Origin of the sequence: Mitsuaria sp. WAJ17 (genome assembly GCF_014174515.1) — a bacterium.
Classification (GTDB): Bacteria; Pseudomonadota; Gammaproteobacteria; order Burkholderiales; family Burkholderiaceae_C; genus Roseateles_B.
The window spans coordinates 1-17375 of record NZ_JACJUG010000032.1; the positions used below are offsets into that span (position 1 = coordinate 1).

13 protein-coding genes, 1 tRNA gene and 1 pseudogene are annotated in these 17375 nt (G+C 68.2%); 5 read left to right on the plus strand and 10 right to left on the minus strand.

Features of this window, described 5'->3' with window-relative positions; translation table 11 throughout:
* Positions 1–182, plus strand: a pseudogene (locus tag H5407_RS20140) (ABC transporter ATP-binding protein); the annotation flags it as partial.
* A gap of 61 nt (positions 183–243) precedes the next feature.
* Here H5407_RS20140 and H5407_RS20145 read toward each other — a convergent pair.
* From H5407_RS20145 to H5407_RS20155, 3 genes are all read right to left on the minus strand, one after another.
* Positions 244–1338, minus strand: coding sequence for a Glu/Leu/Phe/Val dehydrogenase (locus H5407_RS20145; protein ID WP_183106289.1), 1095 nt, complete (start codon positions 1336–1338; stop codon positions 244–246).
* A 215-nt stretch (positions 1339–1553) separates the two neighbouring features.
* Entirely contained in the window at positions 1554–2288 is a 735-nt protein-coding gene (locus H5407_RS20150) for a 2OG-Fe dioxygenase family protein (protein WP_183106290.1), read from the minus strand.
* Positions 2289–2353: 65 nt separating this feature from the next.
* Entirely contained in the window at positions 2354–3391 is a 1038-nt protein-coding gene (locus H5407_RS20155) for a CDP-6-deoxy-delta-3,4-glucoseen reductase (RefSeq protein ID WP_183106291.1), read from the minus strand.
* 168 nt (positions 3392–3559) lie between these two features.
* On the opposite strand from H5407_RS20155, the gene H5407_RS20160 reads away from it, so the two are divergent.
* A complete protein-coding gene (locus tag H5407_RS20160) occupies positions 3560–4477 on the plus strand; it encodes an SDR family oxidoreductase (protein WP_183106323.1) in 918 nt (305 codons plus the stop codon).
* Positions 4478–4502: 25 nt separating this feature from the next.
* On the opposite strand, the gene H5407_RS20165 is transcribed toward H5407_RS20160, so the two are convergent.
* Positions 4503–5081, minus strand: coding sequence for a rhomboid family intramembrane serine protease (locus H5407_RS20165; protein WP_183106292.1), 579 nt, complete (start codon positions 5079–5081; stop codon positions 4503–4505).
* A gap of 174 nt (positions 5082–5255) precedes the next feature.
* Positions 5256–5340 (minus strand) — tRNA-Leu (locus H5407_RS20170).
* A gap of 173 nt (positions 5341–5513) precedes the next feature.
* Between H5407_RS20170 and cysM the strand changes: the two genes are divergently transcribed.
* Together cysM and H5407_RS20180 are read left to right on the plus strand one after the other, a co-directional pair.
* The gene (gene cysM / locus H5407_RS20175; protein ID WP_183106293.1) at positions 5514–6425 is read left to right on the plus strand and encodes a cysteine synthase CysM; all 912 of its coding nucleotides are present in this window, start codon (positions 5514–5516) and stop codon (positions 6423–6425) included.
* Positions 6426–6450: 25 nt separating this feature from the next.
* Positions 6451–6678 carry a sulfurtransferase TusA family protein gene (locus H5407_RS20180; RefSeq protein WP_183106294.1) on the plus strand — a complete coding sequence of 76 codons (228 nt, stop codon included), beginning with the start codon at positions 6451–6453 and terminating at the stop codon, positions 6676–6678.
* Between the two features lie 89 nt (positions 6679–6767).
* Here the strand turns inward: H5407_RS20180 and galU are convergent, their stop codons facing one another.
* Complete coding sequence (galU, locus tag H5407_RS20185) at positions 6768–7643, minus strand: UTP--glucose-1-phosphate uridylyltransferase GalU (RefSeq protein WP_183106295.1); 876 nt, start codon at positions 7641–7643, stop codon at positions 6768–6770.
* A gap of 83 nt (positions 7644–7726) precedes the next feature.
* On the opposite strand from galU, the gene H5407_RS20190 reads away from it, so the two are divergent.
* Entirely contained in the window at positions 7727–8665 is a 939-nt protein-coding gene (locus tag H5407_RS20190) for a D-isomer specific 2-hydroxyacid dehydrogenase family protein (RefSeq protein WP_183106296.1), read from the plus strand.
* A 138-nt stretch (positions 8666–8803) separates the two neighbouring features.
* Here H5407_RS20190 and H5407_RS20195 read toward each other — a convergent pair whose 3' ends face one another.
* From H5407_RS20195 to H5407_RS20210, 4 genes are all read right to left on the minus strand, one after another.
* On the minus strand, positions 8804–11614 hold the full coding sequence (locus H5407_RS20195) for a valine--tRNA ligase (protein WP_183106297.1): 2811 nt from the start codon (positions 11612–11614) through the stop codon (positions 8804–8806).
* 141 nt (positions 11615–11755) lie between these two features.
* On the minus strand, positions 11756–13468 hold the full coding sequence (locus H5407_RS20200) for a CocE/NonD family hydrolase (protein WP_183106324.1): 1713 nt from the start codon (positions 13466–13468) through the stop codon (positions 11756–11758).
* Positions 13469–13712: 244 nt separating this feature from the next.
* A complete protein-coding gene (locus tag H5407_RS20205; RefSeq protein ID WP_183106298.1) occupies positions 13713–15878 on the minus strand; it encodes an acyltransferase family protein in 2166 nt (721 codons plus the stop codon).
* 298 nt (positions 15879–16176) lie between these two features.
* Positions 16177–17154: a GMP reductase gene (locus H5407_RS20210; protein ID WP_183106299.1), complete on the minus strand. Its 978-nt coding sequence runs from the start codon at positions 17152–17154 to the stop codon at positions 16177–16179.
* Positions 17155–17375: the final 221 nt, after the last annotated feature.

Below are 17375 nucleotides of genomic sequence, written 5' to 3' on the forward strand. Positions count from 1 at the left end.
AGGTCGTGAACGACATCCACGGGCAGGGCGTGACCATCCTGCTGGTCGAGCAGAACGCGAGCCGCGCACTGGCCGCAGCCAACCGCGGCTACGTGATGGAGAGCGGCCTGATCACCATGACCGGCGCGGGCAAGGACCTGCTCAGCGATCCCAAGGTGCGGGCGGCCTATCTCGGCGAGTGATCGCCAGGCGCACCAGAAGAAAAGCGGCCCGAGGGCCGCTTTTTCATGGGGCTTGGAGCGCTCAGACGGGCTTCACGAGCTTGGAACGGGCCCAGGCATCGGCCTCACGGCCCGGGGTGTTGCCCGAGACCTGGATGCGTTCCAGCAGTTCGGCCACGCGGCCGCGGATCTCGCTGACCTCGGCCATCACCTTGGACTCTTCGCCCTCATTGCGGAACTCGCGGGCCACGCTGACGATGCCGCCGGCGTTGACCAGGTAGTCCGGCAGGTAGGTGATGCCGCGGGCCTGCAGCGCATCGCCATCGGCCACGGTGGCCAGCTGGTTGTTGGCGGCGCCGGCGATCAGCTTGGCCTGGATGGCGGGGATGCTCTGGGCATTCAGCACGGCACCCAGGGCGCAAGGCGCCAGCACGTCGGCCTGGACCGACAGGATCTCACCGACGCTCACGGCGCGGGCGTTCAGCTCGGCCTGGGCACGGGCGACCTTGTCGGCGTTGACGTCAGCCACCACCAGCTTTGCGCCGGCCTTGTGCAGGAACTCGGCCAGGTGCCAGCCCACGGCGCCCAGGCCCTGCAGGGCCACGGTCACGCCGTCGAGCGAGCTGCGGCCCAGCACGCGCTTCACGCCTTCGTCGATGGAGACGAACACGCCCCAGGCGGTCTTGGGGCTGGGGTCGCCACCGAAGGCGCCTTCGCGCGGGATGCCGCTGACGAACTGCGTGTGCTGCTGCACCACGCGCATGTCGGCCGTGGTGGTGCCCACGTCTTCAGCGGTGATGTAGGCGCCGTTGAGCGAGGCCACCGCGCGGCCGAAGGCGGCGAAGAGGGCGGGGCGGTCGAAGTCGCCGGCCGGCTTGATGATCACGGCCTTGCCGCCGCCGAAGGGCAGGTTGGCCAGGGCGTTCTTGAGGCTCATGCCTTGCGACAGGCGCAGCGCGTCGTTCAGGGCGGCCAGCTCGTTGTCGTAGGTCCAGAAACGGCAGCCGCCGAAGGCGGGGCCGCGGGCGGTGCTGTGCACGGCCAGGATGGTCTTCAGACCGGTCTGCTCGTCGGTGGCGAAGAGCACGCGCTCATGGGCGGGCTGCTCGGGCAGGCCGAAGAGGGAGGAGGGAATGGAGGCCGGCGATTCGGTCAGGGCGCGGACGAGGTCAGACATGGCGTGCTTGCACTTGTGATGCGAGAAATGAAAGGCGCCCCACCTGTCTGGATCAGCCCAGTCCAGGCGCAACGGCGCCGACGGAGCGCGGCTCGTGACCGCGCTGGGCCGAGAGTGTAGGGGGGATGGGCGCCCCGCGCCTTCGTCAACGCACAAGCATTCGGCATGCCGTGATGCATGGCATGCATCCCCTGGCAGGGCGCCAGGGGGTGCGATCAGGCCGGATCCTGGAAGCTGCCGCGGCGCAGGGTCACGACCAGGGTGTCGCGGTGGCCATGCTCGGCCGCGGGCTGGATGGGCGTGGTCTCGTGGATCACGCGCTCGTCGTCCAGCAGCAGCAGGGTCCAGGGCTCCTGCAGGGTGAAACGCTCGCCGCGCGGGCCATTGGCCTCGAAGACGCGGGACTCGCCACCCTTGATGCCCACGCGACTGACGAGGAACACCGCCACCAGGTCCACGCCGTCGCGGTGCGCGCCCTCGGGGGTGGGGCGGCCGATGCCGTCGGTGGTGTCGATGCGGAACTGGTGCGTCTCGATGAACCAGGGCTGCGCGCCCTTCAGCGCATCGGCCGCGCGCGCCAGACGCAGAAGCAGGGCCTGCCAGGCGGGCAGGGCAGCCAGGGCCGGCTGCACGGGCTCGAACCAGCGCTCCAGGCCGCCGTGCAGGGCGTTGTAGTCAAGGGGCTGCCAGTGGGCGCGGTGGGCCTGCTGGCTCAGCCGGCCACCCTCGGCGACGAAGCTGCCATGGCGGCGGAAACGGTAGCGGCCGCCGTCGCGCAGATGGGTGTCGGGCGGCAGGTCTTCCCAGAAGGGGGACAGGGTGTGCAGGTCTTCGGGGCGCAGGCCGACCCAGTGGCAGAGGCTCTCGGGCGCGATGACGGCCGAGCCCAGCTCGCGCAGCCTGCCTTCGAACTGAGTGGCGCTGGTGTAGGGCGGCGGGAAGTGCTTCATGGGGGCAAGTATGAGGCTGTCACGCGCTGCGCCCGGGCTGGGCGGGCGCAGAGCGTGCGCGGCACTCAGCCGCCGTGCTTGTCGGCTTCGGAGGTGAAGGCGTCGGCGTAGAACTCGTCCTTGGGCAGGCCGCCCTGGGCGGAAAAGTCGCGCTGGGCGCTCTCCACCATGATGGGGGCGCCGCAGGCATAGACCTGGAAGCCGCTGAGGTCCGGCAGGTCGGCCAGCACGGCCTGGTGGACGAATCCGGTGCGGCCGGTCCAGGCGTCCTCGGGCTTGGGCTCGGACAGCACGGGGATGTAGCGCAGGGTGGGATTCTCCGCGGCGGCCTGCGCGGCCCAATCGTGCAGATAGAGGTCCGACTTGCTGCGGCAGCCCCAGTAGAGGTGCACCGGCCGCGTCAGGCCCAGGTGCTGGATGCGCTCCAGGATGGCCTTGATGGGCGCGAAGCCGGTGCCGCTGGCCAGCAGGACGATGGGCTTGTCGCTGTCCTCGCGCAGGAAGAAGCTGCCGAAGGGGCCTTCCATGCGCAGGATGTCCTTCTCCTTCAGCGCGCCGAAGACGTGGTCGGTGAACTTGCCGCCGGGCATGTGGCGGATGTGAAGCTCGACGGCGGCCGGCGTGCCGAGGTTGTGGGGCGCATTGGCCATGGAGTAGCTGCGGCGGGCACCGTCGCGCAGGATGAATTCCACGTACTGGCCTGCGTGGAACTGGAAGTTCTGGTTGGCCGCCAGCTGCATGCGGATCACGGCCACATCGGGGGCGGGTTTGTCGATGCTGATCACGCGGCTGGGCAGCTTCAGCACGGGGAACTCACCGGCACCCGGCACGGTGCGGGCTTCCAGCACGCAGTCGGTCTGGGGCGTGGCACAGCAGGTCAGGACCATGCCTTGCGCTTCCTCCTCGGCACTCAGGGCCTTGCTCTGGTGCGCGCCATGGATCACCCGGCCTTCCAGCAGCTTGCTCTTGCAGGACCCGCAGGCCCCGTCCTTGCAGCCATAGGGCAGGCCGATGCCCTGGCGGATGGCCGCGCCGAGCAGGGTTTCATCGCGTTCGACGGCAAATTCGCGGCCGCTGGGCTGGACGGTGATCTGGAAGTTCATGGTGAGAGGGGCTGGACGATAAAGCGGCCCGCTTCCCGGCGAGGCCCCTGTGCGAGTCATGGGCATCGACGGACGGGCCGTACACTGGGTCGATATTTTGCCTGAGCAGGGCGGGGCGCCGTCAGCCTGTCCTTTCGGGCCTGGCCATCCTGCACTTCGTCCATGTCCATGCGCTCCCGGTCCCCCAACCCCGAAGTCCGACATGCTGCCGCCCGGCCGCGCCTGCTGATCGTCGGCTGTGGTGACGTCGGCATGCGCGTGCTGCGCAGCCTGCCGGCGGGCTGGCAGATCTATGCGCTGACTTCCTCGCCGTCACGGCACCCGGCCTTGCGTGCGGCCGGTGCCATTCCCTTGTCGGGCAACCTGGACGATGCCCGCTCCCTGCGCCGCCTGGCCGGTCTGGCCACCCATGTGCTGCATCTGGCGCCTCCGCCGGCCAGCGGTGCGCAGGATCTGCGGACCCGCCGCCTGCTGCTGTCCTTGCGCCGGGCGGTGGCGCCGCGGGTGCTGGTCTATGCCAGCACCACGGGCGTGTATGGCGATGCGCAGGGCGCCTGGCTCGATGAGACCGCGCCCCTGCAACCGCGCTCGGACCGGGCACGCCGCCGGGTCGATGCCGAGCGGGCCTTGCGCGTCTTCGGGCGCGAGACGGGGACGCAGGTGAGCGTGCTGCGCGTGCCGGGCATCTATGCCTGGGACCGGGAGGGCGGGCATCCGCGCGAGCGCCTGGCGCGTGGCACGCCGGTGCTGGAGGCGGCGGACGATGTCTACACCAATCACATCCACGCTGACGACCTGGCGCGGGTCTGCGTGCGGGCGCTGCTGAGGGCGCCGGTGGGGCGCTGCTTCAATGTCTGCGACGACAGCCAGCTGCGCATGGGGGACTACTTCGACCTCGCCGCCGATCTCTGCGGCCTGCCCAGGCCGCCGCGCATCAGCCGCGAACAGGCCCGCCTGCAGATGTCTCCCATGCAGCTGAGCTTCATGGCTGAGTCGCGCCGGCTGCGCAACGATCGGATGAAGCGCGAGCTGGGCCTGATGCTGCGTTTTGCGGACGTGCGCGAGGGCCTGCTGGCGGGGCGCTGAGGCGTCGAGGCCCTCGGGTCAGGGCTCAGCGGCGGCCGCCGCTGCGCCAGTTCCGGATCAGCAGCCAGGCGCCGATCATGCCCCCCAGGTGGGCGAAGTGGGCGACGCCGCTGGCGCCGCTGAGGCCCATCAGCAGTTCCAGCGCACCGAAGAGAGCCACGAAGACCTTGGCCTTCATGGGGATGGGCGGGAACAGGGGCATGATGACCCGGTCCGGGAAGAGCATGCCGAAGCCTAGCAGCAGGCCGAACAGCGCACCGGAGGCGCCTACCGTCGGCGCATAGGAGCCGATGGCAAAGGTGAACAGCAGCTGCATGGCCGCGGCGCTGAGCGTGGAGGCCACCAGCAGCTGCAGGTAGCGGCGCTGCCCGAAGACCATCTCCAGCTCTGAGCCGAACATCCACAGCCCCAGCATGTTGAAGAACAGGTGCATGGGGTCGGCGTGCAGGAAGGCGTAGCTCACCATCTGCCAGGGCAGGAAGTTGCCACTGCTCAGAGGCCATAGCGCCAGCCAGGGCTTCCATTCTGGCACCAGGATGAACAGGCAGAAGAAGCCCACGCAAGCCAGCATGAAGGCTTTGGTGACGGGCGGCAGTTGGGGCATGGCGGTGTCAGGTCTTGCGCAGAGAAGGGGCGCGGCGGCTGCCGGCCCGGAACGCCCGAAGTGTATGCGGCGATGGCGGCGATGCGTTCGGCCACGCATCTGGGTCGTACGCCGGAAATGAAAAAACCACCTTGCGGTGGTTTTCTTCGCGATCAGCAACCAATGCATATTTCGTGGTGCCCGGAGTCGGACTCGAACCGACACGCCTTGCGGCGGGGGATTTTGAGTCCCCTGCGTCTACCGATTTCGCCATCCGGGCAATACGGCGCTGTATGCGAGGGGCGCATTATGACATGACTTTGCCGGTGAATCCGGCGCGGCGGTGCGGCAAGATCTGACCCCCGCGGCTGTAGATGCCGGGGCCACCGCGCTTGAGGCGGCTCAATGCCCCGCGCCTGCGCAGGGCGGGCGCCCTGGTGGACAATCGCCGCCATGAGCACAAAACAGTACCCGAGTCTGGAGGACGTGATCGGCAATACGCCGCTGGTGCGTCTGCAACGCATCCTGGGGCCGGAGCTGGCTGCCCGCGGCAATGTGCTGCTGGGCAAGCTGGAGGGCAACAACCCGGCCGGCTCGGTCAAGGATCGCCCCGCCATCAGCATGATCCGCCGGGCCGAGGAACGGGGCGAGATCAAGCCCGGCGACACCCTCATCGAGGCCACCTCGGGCAATACGGGCATCGCCCTGGCCATGGCTGCCGCCATGCGCGGCTACCGCATGGTGCTGATCATGCCGGAGGACCTCTCCATCGAACGCGCCCAGACCATGAAGGCCTTTGGCGCCGAACTCATCCTCACCCCCCGCTCCGGCGGCATGGAATACGCCCGGGACCTGGCCGAGCAGATGCAGCGCGATGGCCGTGGCCGTGTGCTGGACCAGTTCGCCAACGAGGACAACGCCCGCATCCACTACGAGACCACGGGCCCTGAAATCTGGCGCGACACCGGCGGCGAGATCACCCATTTCGTCAGCGCCATGGGCACGACCGGTACCATCACCGGCACCTCGCGCTTCCTGAAGGAGAAGAACCCGGCCGTGCGCATCGTCGGCGCCCAGCCGGCCGAAGGCTCGCGCATCCCCGGCATCCGCAAATGGCCCGAGGCGTACATGCCCAGGATCTATCGCCCCGAGCAGGTGGACGAGCTGGTGCAGGTCAGCCAGAGCGATGCCGAGGACATGGCTCGCCGCCTGGCCCGCGAGGAAGGGCTCTTCGCCGGCATCTCTGCGGCCGGTGCCTGCTGGGTGGCCCTGCAGCTGGCCCGTACGCTCAGCAACGCGACCCTGGTTTTCGTGGTCTGCGATCGGGGTGATCGATACCTGTCCACCGGCGTCTTCCCTGCCTAGAATCCCTTCCAGGAAAGAGACGCACATGGACATCCACAAGGAACTCGACACCCGCGGCCTGCACTGCCCCCTGCCCATCCTCAAGGCCAAGAAGGCCCTGGCGGAGATGCAGAGCGGTCAGCTGCTGAAGGTGGTGGCCACGGACCCGGGCTCCACCCGTGACTTTCAGGCCTTCGCCCGCCAGACCGGCAACGAGCTGGTGGCCCAGAGCCAGTCCGGCGAGGAGTTCGTCCACGTGCTGAAGCGCCGCTGAGCTTCTTCGGCCCGCTGCCTGAAGCGAAAAGGCCTGCCGACTCCCAGTGAGTCCGCAGGCCTTCTTCTTGTGCCCGAGCAGTAGGTGGCTCAGATGGTGAGCGACTCCAGGTACTTGCGGAAGCCGGGGCCCAGCTCCGGGTGCGCCAGCGCCAGCTCCACATTGGCCTGCAGGAAGCCTTCCTTGGAGCCGCAGTCGTAGCGCTTGCCCTCGTAGCGGTAGGCAAAGACCTTCTCGCGGCGCAGCAGCCCGGCGATGCCGTCGGTCAGCTGGATCTCGCCGCCCACGCCGCGTGGCTGGCTGGCAATCTCGTGGAAGACGCCCGGCGTGAGGATGTAGCGCCCGGCCACGCCCAGGCGCGAGGGCGCGACCTCCGGGGCCGGCTTCTCGACAATGCGCTGGATGTCCAACAGCGTCTCACTGACGGGGGCGCCGGCCACGATGCCGTAGCGGCGGGTATGCTCGGCGGGCACCTCCTGCACGGCGAGGATGGAGGCCCGCCACTCCCGGAACTGCTCGACCATCTGCTTCAGTACGGGCTGCCCGCCTTCGGGGCCCACCATCAGGTCATCGGCCAGCAGCACGGCGAAGGGCTCGTTGCCCACCAGACGCTGGCCGCACAGCACGGCATGTCCCAGGCCCAGGGCCTGGGCCTGGCGGACGTAGATGCACTCCATGTCATCGGGCTTGACGCTGCGCACCACGTCCAGCAGCTCCTGCTTGCCGGCCTGCTCCAGGCCGACCTCCAGCTCGAAGCTCATGTCGAAGTGATCCTCGATGGGGCGCTTGTGACGGCCGGTCACAAAGATCATCTCGCGGATGCCCGCGGCATAAGCCTCTTCCACCGCATACTGGATCAAGGGTTTGTCCACGACCGGCAGCATTTCCTTGGGCTGGGCTTTTGTTGCCGGGAGAAAACGCGTGCCGAGGCCCGCAACAGGGAAAATGGCTTTATTGATTTGCATTTGGCGAGCAGCCTTGGGCAGTTTTTGTAGATTGTGGCACGGGGTGTCTGGCCTCAGCGTAAGGCCGTCGGGAACATGACAAGATGAATTTGCTGGTGCTGGAACCGCTGGACGCGGAGGTGATCGAATGGCTGAGCAAGCGGCATGCCGTGCGCGTGGCGCCTGAACTGGCCCGCGATCCCGCGGCCCTGCGCGAAGGCCTGCAGCAGATGCACGGCCTCATCCTGCCCCCCACGGTGGCGGTGGACCACTCCCTGCTGAAGGCCGCGCCGCGCCTACGGGTGATCGGCCGCGTGAGCGCCGGCATCGAGACGGTGGACATCGAGGCCTGCCGCATGCACGAGGTGGAACTGGTGCGCTCCGGCACGGCCACCGCGCAGGCCGAGGCTGAGTACATGCTGGGTGCGGCGCTGAACATGCTGCGCCGTGTGCCGGTCTACGGAGCCGACGGCCTGCTGGTGGGGCGGGAGCTGGGGCAGTCCACGGTGGGCCTGCTGGGCTTGACGCCTGCCTCGCGCGTGCTGGCCCAGATCCTGCCGGCCTTCGGGGCCAAGGTCATCGGCTACGACCCCTCGCTCCATGAGAGCGAAGAGCTCTGGCAGCAGTGGAACATCCCTCCCGTGGCCTTGCGCGCCTTGATGGAGCAGAGTGACGTGCTCTGTGTGCAGCTGCCCTTCTATCCACGCTACAAGGGCCTGCTGGGCCACCGGGTGCTGGGTCATGCCAAGGCCAACCAGGTGGTGGTGGCGCTCACGCATTGCGCCATGTTCGATGACGTGGCCCTGGCCGGCGCCATGCGCAGCGGCCGCATCCTCGCGGCCTGGATGGACAGCGTGGAGCCCGGCTGGCTGGAGCCCGACCGGCCCCTGCACGGCATGCCCAATCTGCAGATCACGCCCCGTGTGGCCAGCACCACGCGGGAGTCGCGCGTGCGGGCCGCCTGGGCGGTGGCACGTCGCATGGACGAGTTGCTCAGCAGGCCCGAGGCCGCCGCAGCGGTGGGGGAAACCGGCAGGACCTGACCCTCGTGGGTTCGCGGGGTGGCCTGGGGATGAGGGGCGGCTGGCGCTCGCCGGGAAGAGCCGTCAATGGCAGACGGGGCCGTCGCCGGCCCCATCCGCTGTGCTGTCGGGGCTCCGCAGGGGAGCCCGCAATGCTCGTCAGCCCAGTCGGGCCGCCTGCGCCTTAAGTCGCTCCAGCGTCGCGCTGAACTCGGCCACGCGCTGGCGCTCTTGGGCCACCACGGCCTCAGGGGCGCGGGCGACGAAGCTCTCGTTGGACAGCTTGGCGTTGGCCTTGGTGATCTCGCCATCCAGGCGGGCGATCTCCTTGCCCAGGCGGGCGCGCTCGGCCTCGACATCGATCTCCACCTTCAGCGCCAAGCGGGCTTCACCGTGCACCAGCACCGGCAGCGCGGCGGCGGCCTGCTCGAAGCTGGCGTCGTCCACCAACTGGACCTCGGACAGCTTGGCCAGGGTCCTGATCAGCGGGGCGGCCTCGGCGATGAAGCCCTGTCCACCGGCCACCAGCAGGGGCACGCGCTCGGCCGGCGAGAGGCCCATCTCGCTGCGCAGGCTGCGGCAGGTGCCCACCACGGCCTTGAGCTGTTCCACCCAGGCGATGGCCGCCGGGTCGATCTTCTCGGGCTGGCCCACAGGGTAGGCGGCGTTGACGATGAAATCGGTGTTCTTGCGGCCGGCCACGGGGGCCACGGTCTGCCACAGGGCTTCCGTGATGAAGGGCGCGACCGGGTGCAGCAGACGCAGCGTGGTCTCCAGCGTGCGGATCAGGGTGCGGCGCGTGGCGCGCGCTTTAGCCTCGTTGCCGACCTGGATCTGCACCTTGGCGATCTCCAGGTACCAGTCGCAGTACTCGTTCCAGACGAAGTCGTAGATGGCGTTGGCGACGTTGTCCAGGCGGTAGTCCGCGAAGCCCTGGGCCACGGCGGCCTCGACCTTCTGCAGCTCGCTGGTGATCCAGCGGTCGGCGGGGCTGAAGCTCAGGTAGCCGCCTTCGCAATCCGCTGCCGTGTGCTCCAGCAGGCCGCAGTCCTGGCCCTCGGTGTTCATCAGCACGAAGCGCGTGGCGTTCCAGAGCTTGTTGCAGAAGTTGCGGTAGCCCTCGCAGCGCTTGGAGTCGAAGTTGACCGAGCGGCCCAGCGTGGCCATGGCCGCGAAGGTGAAGCGCAGGGCGTCGGCACCGTAGCCGGGGATGCCCTCGGGGAACTCCTTCTCGGTGGCCTTGCGGACCTTGGGCGCGGTCTCGGGCTTGCGCAGGCCCTGGGTGCGCTTGTCCAGCAGGGGGGCGAGCTCGATGCCATCGATCAGGTCCACGGGGTCCAGCACATTGCCTTCGGACTTGGACATCTTCTTGCCCTGTGCGTCCAGGACCAAGCCGTGGATGTACACGTGCTTGAACGGGACCTTGCCGGTGAAGTGCTTGGTCATCATGATCATCCGGGCGACCCAGAAGAAGATGATGTCGTAGCCGGTGACCAGCACGGAGGAGGGCAGGAAGAGGTCCTGCTCCACGGTGGCCTCGGGCCAGCCCAGGGTGGAGAAGGGCACCAGGGCGGAGGAGTACCAGGTGTCCAGCACATCCTCGTCGCGCTTCAGTGTCCTGCCTGGCGCCTTGGCTTGCGCCTCGGCCTCGCTACGGGCGACGTAGACCTGGCCGTCCTCGTCATACCAGGCCGGGATCTGATGGCCCCACCACAGCTGGCGGGAGATGCACCAGTCCTGGATGTTCTTCATCCACTGGTTGTAGGTGTTGACCCAGTTCTCGGGCACGAACTTGACGTCGCCGGAGCTGACGGCCTCGATGGCTTCTTCGGCGATGCTCTTGCCGTTGGCGCCGGCCTTGCTCATGGCCACGAACCACTGGTCCGTCAGCATGGGCTCGATGACCTGGCCCGTGCGGGCGCAGCGCGGCACCATCAGCTTGTGCTTCTTGACCTCGACCAGCAGGCCTTGCGCTTCCAGCTCGGCCACGATCTTCTTGCGGGCGACGAAGCGGTCCAGGCCGATGTACTCGGTCGGAATCTCGGAGGCCTCGTGGGCGCTGACCTTGGCCTCGAGGTCGAAGATGGTCAGCATGGGCAGGCCATGTCGCAGGCCGACCTGGTAGTCGTTGGTGTCATGCGCCGGGGTGACCTTGACCACGCCGGTGCCGAATTCCTTGTCCACGTAGTCATCGGCGATCACCGGGACCAGGCGGCCGGTGATGGGGAGCTTGACCTGCTTCCCGATCAGGTGCTTGTAGCGCTCGTCCTCGGGGTGGACCATCAGGGCGGTGTCGCCCAGCATGGTCTCGGGGCGGGTGGTGGCGACAACCAGGGTCTCCTCACCTTGCGCCATCGGATAGCGGATGTGCCACAGTGAGCCGTCTTCCTCCTCGCTCTCCACTTCCAGGTCGGAGACGGCGGACTTCAGGATGGGGTCCCAGGACACCAGGCGCTTGCCGCGGTAGATGAGGCCCTCCTCGTAGAGCCGGACGAAGGTGTCGGTGACCACCTTGGAGAGCTTGTCGTCCATGGTGAAGTACTCGTGCTCCCAGCTCACCGAGGCGCCCATGCGGCGCATCTGGCGCGTGATGGTGCTGCCGGACTGCTCTTTCCACTCCCAGACCTGGGCGACGAAGTTCTTTCGGCCCAGGTCATGGCGGCTCTGGCCCTTTTCCTGCAGCTGGCGCTCCACCACGATCTGCGTGGCGATGCCGGCGTGGTCGGTGCCGGGCACCCACAGGGTGTTGTCGCCGCGCATGCGGTGGTAGCGCGTCAACGAGTCCATGATGGTCTGGTTGAAGGCATGGCCCATGTGCAGGGTGCCTGTCACGTTCGGCGGCGGCAGCTGGATGCAGAAGGAGTCGCGGCTCTTGTCCAACGTGGGACGGTAGAGGCCCTGGGACTCCCACAGAGGGCCCCAATGGGCTTCCAGGGCGGCGGGCTCGAAGGACTTGGCAAGTTCGGTCATGACGCGCTTTGCTGCTTGAAATGGCCGCGGGGCGTCTCCTTGCGGAGGCGCCCCGTCGGCGGGAATCAGGGGTTGCCCGATTGTAGGGGCCACCTCGGCGCCCCCAGGCGCTGAATCCTGGGGGCGCTGCTCCATGGGGTTTCAGCGCGACTGCAGGGTCAGGCCTTGCGTCTGCCCGGGCGCGAACTCCAGGCTGAAGCCGAAGGACTCGCCGGCGCGCACCGGATTGCCGTAGAGCGGATCGCGCGTGTCCAGCACCAGGGCCAGGTAGTGGCCGGCGGGGGCGTCATAGGCCGTAGCCACGAGGTCCAGGCCGATGTTCATGGCCTGCCCCGGCTGCGCCTGGTGCCAGGCGCGGGCGCCGTGGGTGATCAGCGTGCCGAAGCCGGCGGCGTCCACGTCGTAGAGGTAGGCCACGACCATGCCCCGCGCCTGCGAGGGCTTGATCCGCAGCTGCAGGCTCGGGATGCCCCGCAGCTTCAGCGGGCTCCTGAGCCAGTCGCCCTCGTAGCGGATGCCATTGCCCCACAGGATGGTGGCCTGGTGATTGATCACCGGCAGGCCCACGCTCTCCATCAGGGGCGAGAGCACCGGCAGCGGGCCGCTGCTGGCCGTGGTGTCCGAGCCGTTGCCAATGCGGTCGCTGACCGTCTCGCCGCTGGGCGCGCTGCCCAGGCCGCCGGTCCAGCCCTTGCTGCAGACGCAACGCCAGTCCCAGCGCACCGCACCGCGCGGCTGCAGGTGGAGGGTCTGCGTCTTCAGCTCCGGTGCCGGCCAGTCCGACAGCAGCTCGCGGTAGCCGGCGAACTTGGGCTGGAGATCGACCTTGGGCTCGGTATCGATGCCATTGGCCTCGTTCTTCAGCCACCGGGCCAGCCAGCGCCCGGCCTGGGTCCAGATGTGCTGGTCCACGCCCAGGACGGCGCCGGGCAGCTCGGCCGAGGCATGGATGCCGCTCTGCAGCAGCAGCTTCTTGGGTCCGCTGAGCTGGGAAAACAACGCCATGCTGGAGTTGGGCGAGAACATGTCGTCCTGCCAGTTCTTGACCAGCATGACGGGCACCCGCCGGCTGTTGAGCTGCGGGATTGCGCTGCTGGGCGAGCGTGCCCAGGCCCAGCTGGCAATCTCGCCGATCCGGGCGGCGGGCGTGTCGGGGTTCTGAAGCAGGCTGTTGTAGCTGGCAACCAGCGGGTCCAGTCGGCCGGTCAGTTGGCCGGAGAGTTGCAAGATATCCAGCCAGATGGGGTTGGGCACCTCGTTGCGATACATCTGGTCGATCAGTGAGGCCCAGCCGGACATGGCGACCACGGTCTTGATGCGGCTGTCCCGGGCGGCCGCCAGCAGCGAGAGTCCTGCGCCATAGGAGATGCCGGCAGAGGCCAGGCGTTGCGGATCGGCCGGGGTGTTGGCGCTGATCCAGTCCAGCATGCTGGAGGCGTCCGCCACGTCGGCCGGGCCCGCCACGCCCACTGTGCCCTCGGAGCCCCAGAATCCCCTCGCCGTGTAGGCAAAGGCCACATAGCCCTGCTGGGCCAGGCGCTGCTGCTGGCCCAGGTACTCGAAAAAGTCGGCCGCGGCCCAACTGCTGATGAACATCACCGCAGGCGGCTTGGCGCCGGTGGGGGCCACCTTGGGCAGGAAGACGTTGGCGCTGAGCAGGGTGCCGTCGCTGCCCGGGATCTTGAGCCCGCCGATGAAGCAGGTGCCGTCATGGGGCGAGGTGACGCCGGGCATCAGCTGGGGCAGGGTGTAAACCGCCGCCTCCGCCGCGGTGGCGCTGCGGCAGCCCAGGGCCTGGGCGCCCGTGGCCAGCAGGCTCAGGCTTGCGCCCAGCAGGGCGCCAGCAAGGCGCAGCCCGGCGGGTCGGCGGTGCGAGGGAGGGGTGAGACCTCCGGGAAGATCGTCGTTTCGCATGGCTTGTCTCCTGTTTCTTGTGACGGCCTTGATGCTGAAATAGCACGACCGTTCGTTTTATTGTTGGAGTGGCCCGTAAAACTGGATAGCGGTGAAATCCCAGCAGAAGCTGCAAAAAGACGACGCCGGCTTGCATCAAGATGACGCAAGCCGGCGTGATTGAAAGAACTGACAGGCGACAGGATCAAGGAGATGTGCTGGGCAGCGCGGTTGCCGGCCTCTGCGGCGCGGCAGGGCTATGCGTCGCGGGGCCGGCACTGGGTGGAGGCAGCCCCGCTGGCCAGCCATTGGGTTGAGCACCGGGCAGGTCCACGGGCAGGTCCGCCGGCGGTTCGCCCGACCGGGGGAACGCGGCGGCGGCATTGGCGGCGTGCAGCATGGGCTGAGCGGCCTGCAAGGCCTGGCGAAACACCGGCACGAGCCGCGCATTGCCGTATTCGCTGAGGTGGTTGTCGTCCAGGTACAAGGGCTGGCCTTGATGGCTGGTGGCGCAGCGGCGGGCATCGCACAGCAGGGCGGTGGGGTCGATGATGTGCACCCCGCATTGCCGGCGTGCGGCGTCCTGTGCCTTCCAGATCCAGCCGTTGCGCTCCTGGTAGTCGGCCCAGGCCAGCCCCAGCTCCGGGTCCTGGCCCATGGCCAGCCGGCGAGAGATCAGATGCGGGACGTGGCGCCCGATCTCGGGGATGGGGCGCACCAGCCAGACGGGACGCTGCGCTGCCAACTCGCAGCTGTCCCGGGTGATCTGGGCTGCGAAATGCCCCAGGCGGTCGGGGTCGATGGGGCCGCTGGCAGGGAAGTCGATGCCGGGCCTGCGCTCCTCGGGGGGGGCTTCGTTGGCCCCGAGTGCTCGCGAGGCGTAGCGCGACACGAGGATCACGCCCACGTCTGCCGGCAGGGCCTTGATGGTGTCTCGGGCCCATTGGTTGAAGCCGGCGCAGTCGTAGCGGGCAGAGGCCCAGGGGGTGTTGAAGCGGGCGTCGAGCACATAGGGGCAGCCCGAATAGCTCAGCTGCAGCATCGACCTCCCGGCCGGCAGCGCGTCACGGATGGCGCCTACCAGCACCGAGGCATGGCTGTCCCCAAGCAGGACGAAGGCGGGCGGGCCATCCCCGTACTTGCACATGGGCGAGTGCCGGCCTTCGCTGACATGGCAGGTCTTGTTGGCCGATGTCGGCCGGACTGCCGCGGCGGCGATGGCCTCGGCCGAGGCCGGCAGACGGCCGGGCCAGCCCTGCGCCACCCACAGCCCCAGGGCCAGCAGGGCGGGGATCGCGGTCCAGCTGCCCAGCCGGGCCCAGGCCTGCCGTGCCGGCCGGCCGGTGAGGCTGCGCCCGGCGCCTTGCTCCGCCAGGCGCCAGGACAGCTCGGCGAGTCCCAGCATGGCAAGCAGCGCCAGCAACTGGGGCAGGACCTGCTGGTTGAGCCCCAGGTAGCTCAGCAGCACACAGACCGGCCAGTGCCAGAGGTAGAGGGAATAGGAGCGGCTGCCCAGGTACTGCAGAGGGGCCGACGCGGTGAGCGGCGAATCCTGCCGGGCCGCCAGCATCACGGCAGCGGTCCCCAGGGTGGGCAGCAGGGCCGGCAGGCCCGGCCAGGGCCAGTGGCCATCGATGAAGACCACGCTGCCCGCCAGAAGGGCCAGGCCCGTGGCCTCCAGCACCCTGCGGGGCCGGTCCTGACCCTGCCGCCAGGCCGGCGCCAAATGCAGCAGGCCGCCCAGCATCATCTCCCAGGCACGGCTGTGCAGGCCGTAGTAGGCTGCTGTCGGGCTCGAGAGGCTCTGCCAGACCGATAGCGCCAGACTCAACAAGCCCAGGCCTGCCAGCATCGTCCACAGGGCACGGCGCCCCCATCCCAGGCGCCAGACGGCCCAGAAGAGGCAGGGCAGGAGCAGGTAGAACTGCCACTCGACCGACAGCGACCAGGTGTGCAGCAGCCATTTCTCATGGGAGCTGGCATCGAAATAGCCGGCCTCGCCCCAGTACTTGATATTGGAGAGGAAGGCCAGGCTCGCCAGGCTGTGCGAGGCCAGCAGCTTGTAGTCCAGTGGCAGGAGCACGCGGGCCCCGAGCAGAAGCAGGCTCAGGCACAGCAGCAGCAGGGCCGGCAGGATGCGCCGGGCTCGGGCCAGCAGGAATTCGCCGATGGCGACCTTGCCGGCATCGAGGCCCTTCAGCAGGATGCCCGTCATCAGGAAGCCGGAGATTACGAAGAAGGCATCCACGCCCACAAAGCCGCCGCGCAGGCCGGGCACCCCCAGATGGAACAGCACGACCGACATCACGGCCCATGCACGCAGGCCGTTGATGTCACGGCGAAAGCCGGTGGGTGTCGGAGCAGGGGTCATGCGACGGGTCATGCCGGGAGCGGGTACGGATTGGAGAGCGCCTGCATTGTGGCGAGTACGCAGCGCCTGTCAGCCCCCTACTTGCGCAGAAAGGGGGATTTTGGCGGCCGTAGGAAACATCTTGATGCAAGACAGGGTGCTTTCGGTACATGCCCTTGCATCACGACCCCGCCCAGCATGACGTCTAAACGGCGCGGTGGCCGGGCCAGCCTGCCAGCGCCCCGCCCAAGCGAGGCGGCCTGGGCTTGCTGCTAGGGACGGACGATCATCAAGCGGGCGGCGGCAGGCCGCCCGCGTCTCACATGAACAGGTGCTCGCCAGCGTTCTCCCCTCCCAGGATGACGTAGTTCACCTTGCGCAGGTCGGCCAACTGGCGGCCGCCGGCGTAGGAGATGGAGCTCTGGAGGTCCTCGCGCATTTCCCGCACGGTGTCGGCGAAGCGGCCCTTGACGGGTTCGAGGATGCGTTTGCCCTCGACGTGCTTGTACTCGCCCTTGTTGAAGTCCGAGGCGGAGCCGTAGTACTCCTTGTAGAGCTTGCCATCGACCTCTACCGTGTTGCCGGGCGACTCTTCATGACCCGCGAACAGCGAGCCCACCATCACCATGGAGGCGCCGAAGCGCACGCTCTTGGCAATGTCGCCGTGGTGGCGGATGCCGCCGTCGGCAATGATGGGCTTGGTGGCCACGCGGGCGCACCATTTGAGCGCCGAGAGCTGCCAGCCGCCCGTACCGAAGCCGGTCTTGAGCCGGGTGATGCAGACCTTGCCGGGGCCAATGCCGACCTTGGTGGCGTCCGCCCCCCAGTTCTCCAGGTCGATCACGCCCTCGGGCGTGCCCACATTGCCGGCGATCACGAAGGTGTCCGGCAGTCTTTGCTTGATGTGGGCGATCATGCGCTGCACGCTGTCGGCATGGCCGTGGGCGATGTCGATGGTGATGTAGTCGGCCCCCACGCCTTCGGCCGCCAGGCGGTCAATCAGGGCGTAGTCCGCCTCCTTCACGCCTGAGCTGATGGAGACGAAGAGGCCCTTGTCGCGCATGGTGCGGGCGTAGGCTACGGCGTCCAGGTCGAAGCGGTGCATCACATAGAAGTAGCTGTTGGCGGCCAGCCATTCGGTGATGCGCTCATCCACCACCGTCTTCATATTGGCCGGCACCACGGGCAGCCTGAAGCGGCGCGGGCCGAACTCGATCGAGGTGTCGCATTCAGCGCGGCTCTCCACGCGGCACTTGCGCGGCAGGAGGAGGATGTTGTCGTAGTCGAAGATTTCCATGGTTCAAGGGATTCGCATTGCGGCGTGCGTTGGTGCAGTGCACGGCCTCGGCTGCGAGCGCTTGACTTGGAGTCCCGGTCAGAAACTTGTGGATCCGCGAGGCCTTGCAGCATGGCAAGGTGCGGGCACAAAAAACCGGGCGCCAAAATTTGGGCCCGGTGATTGATTCTACGCGGAATGGGCGTCCGCGGTGCAAGCTGCTGTTTGGGGGAAGCCGCCAA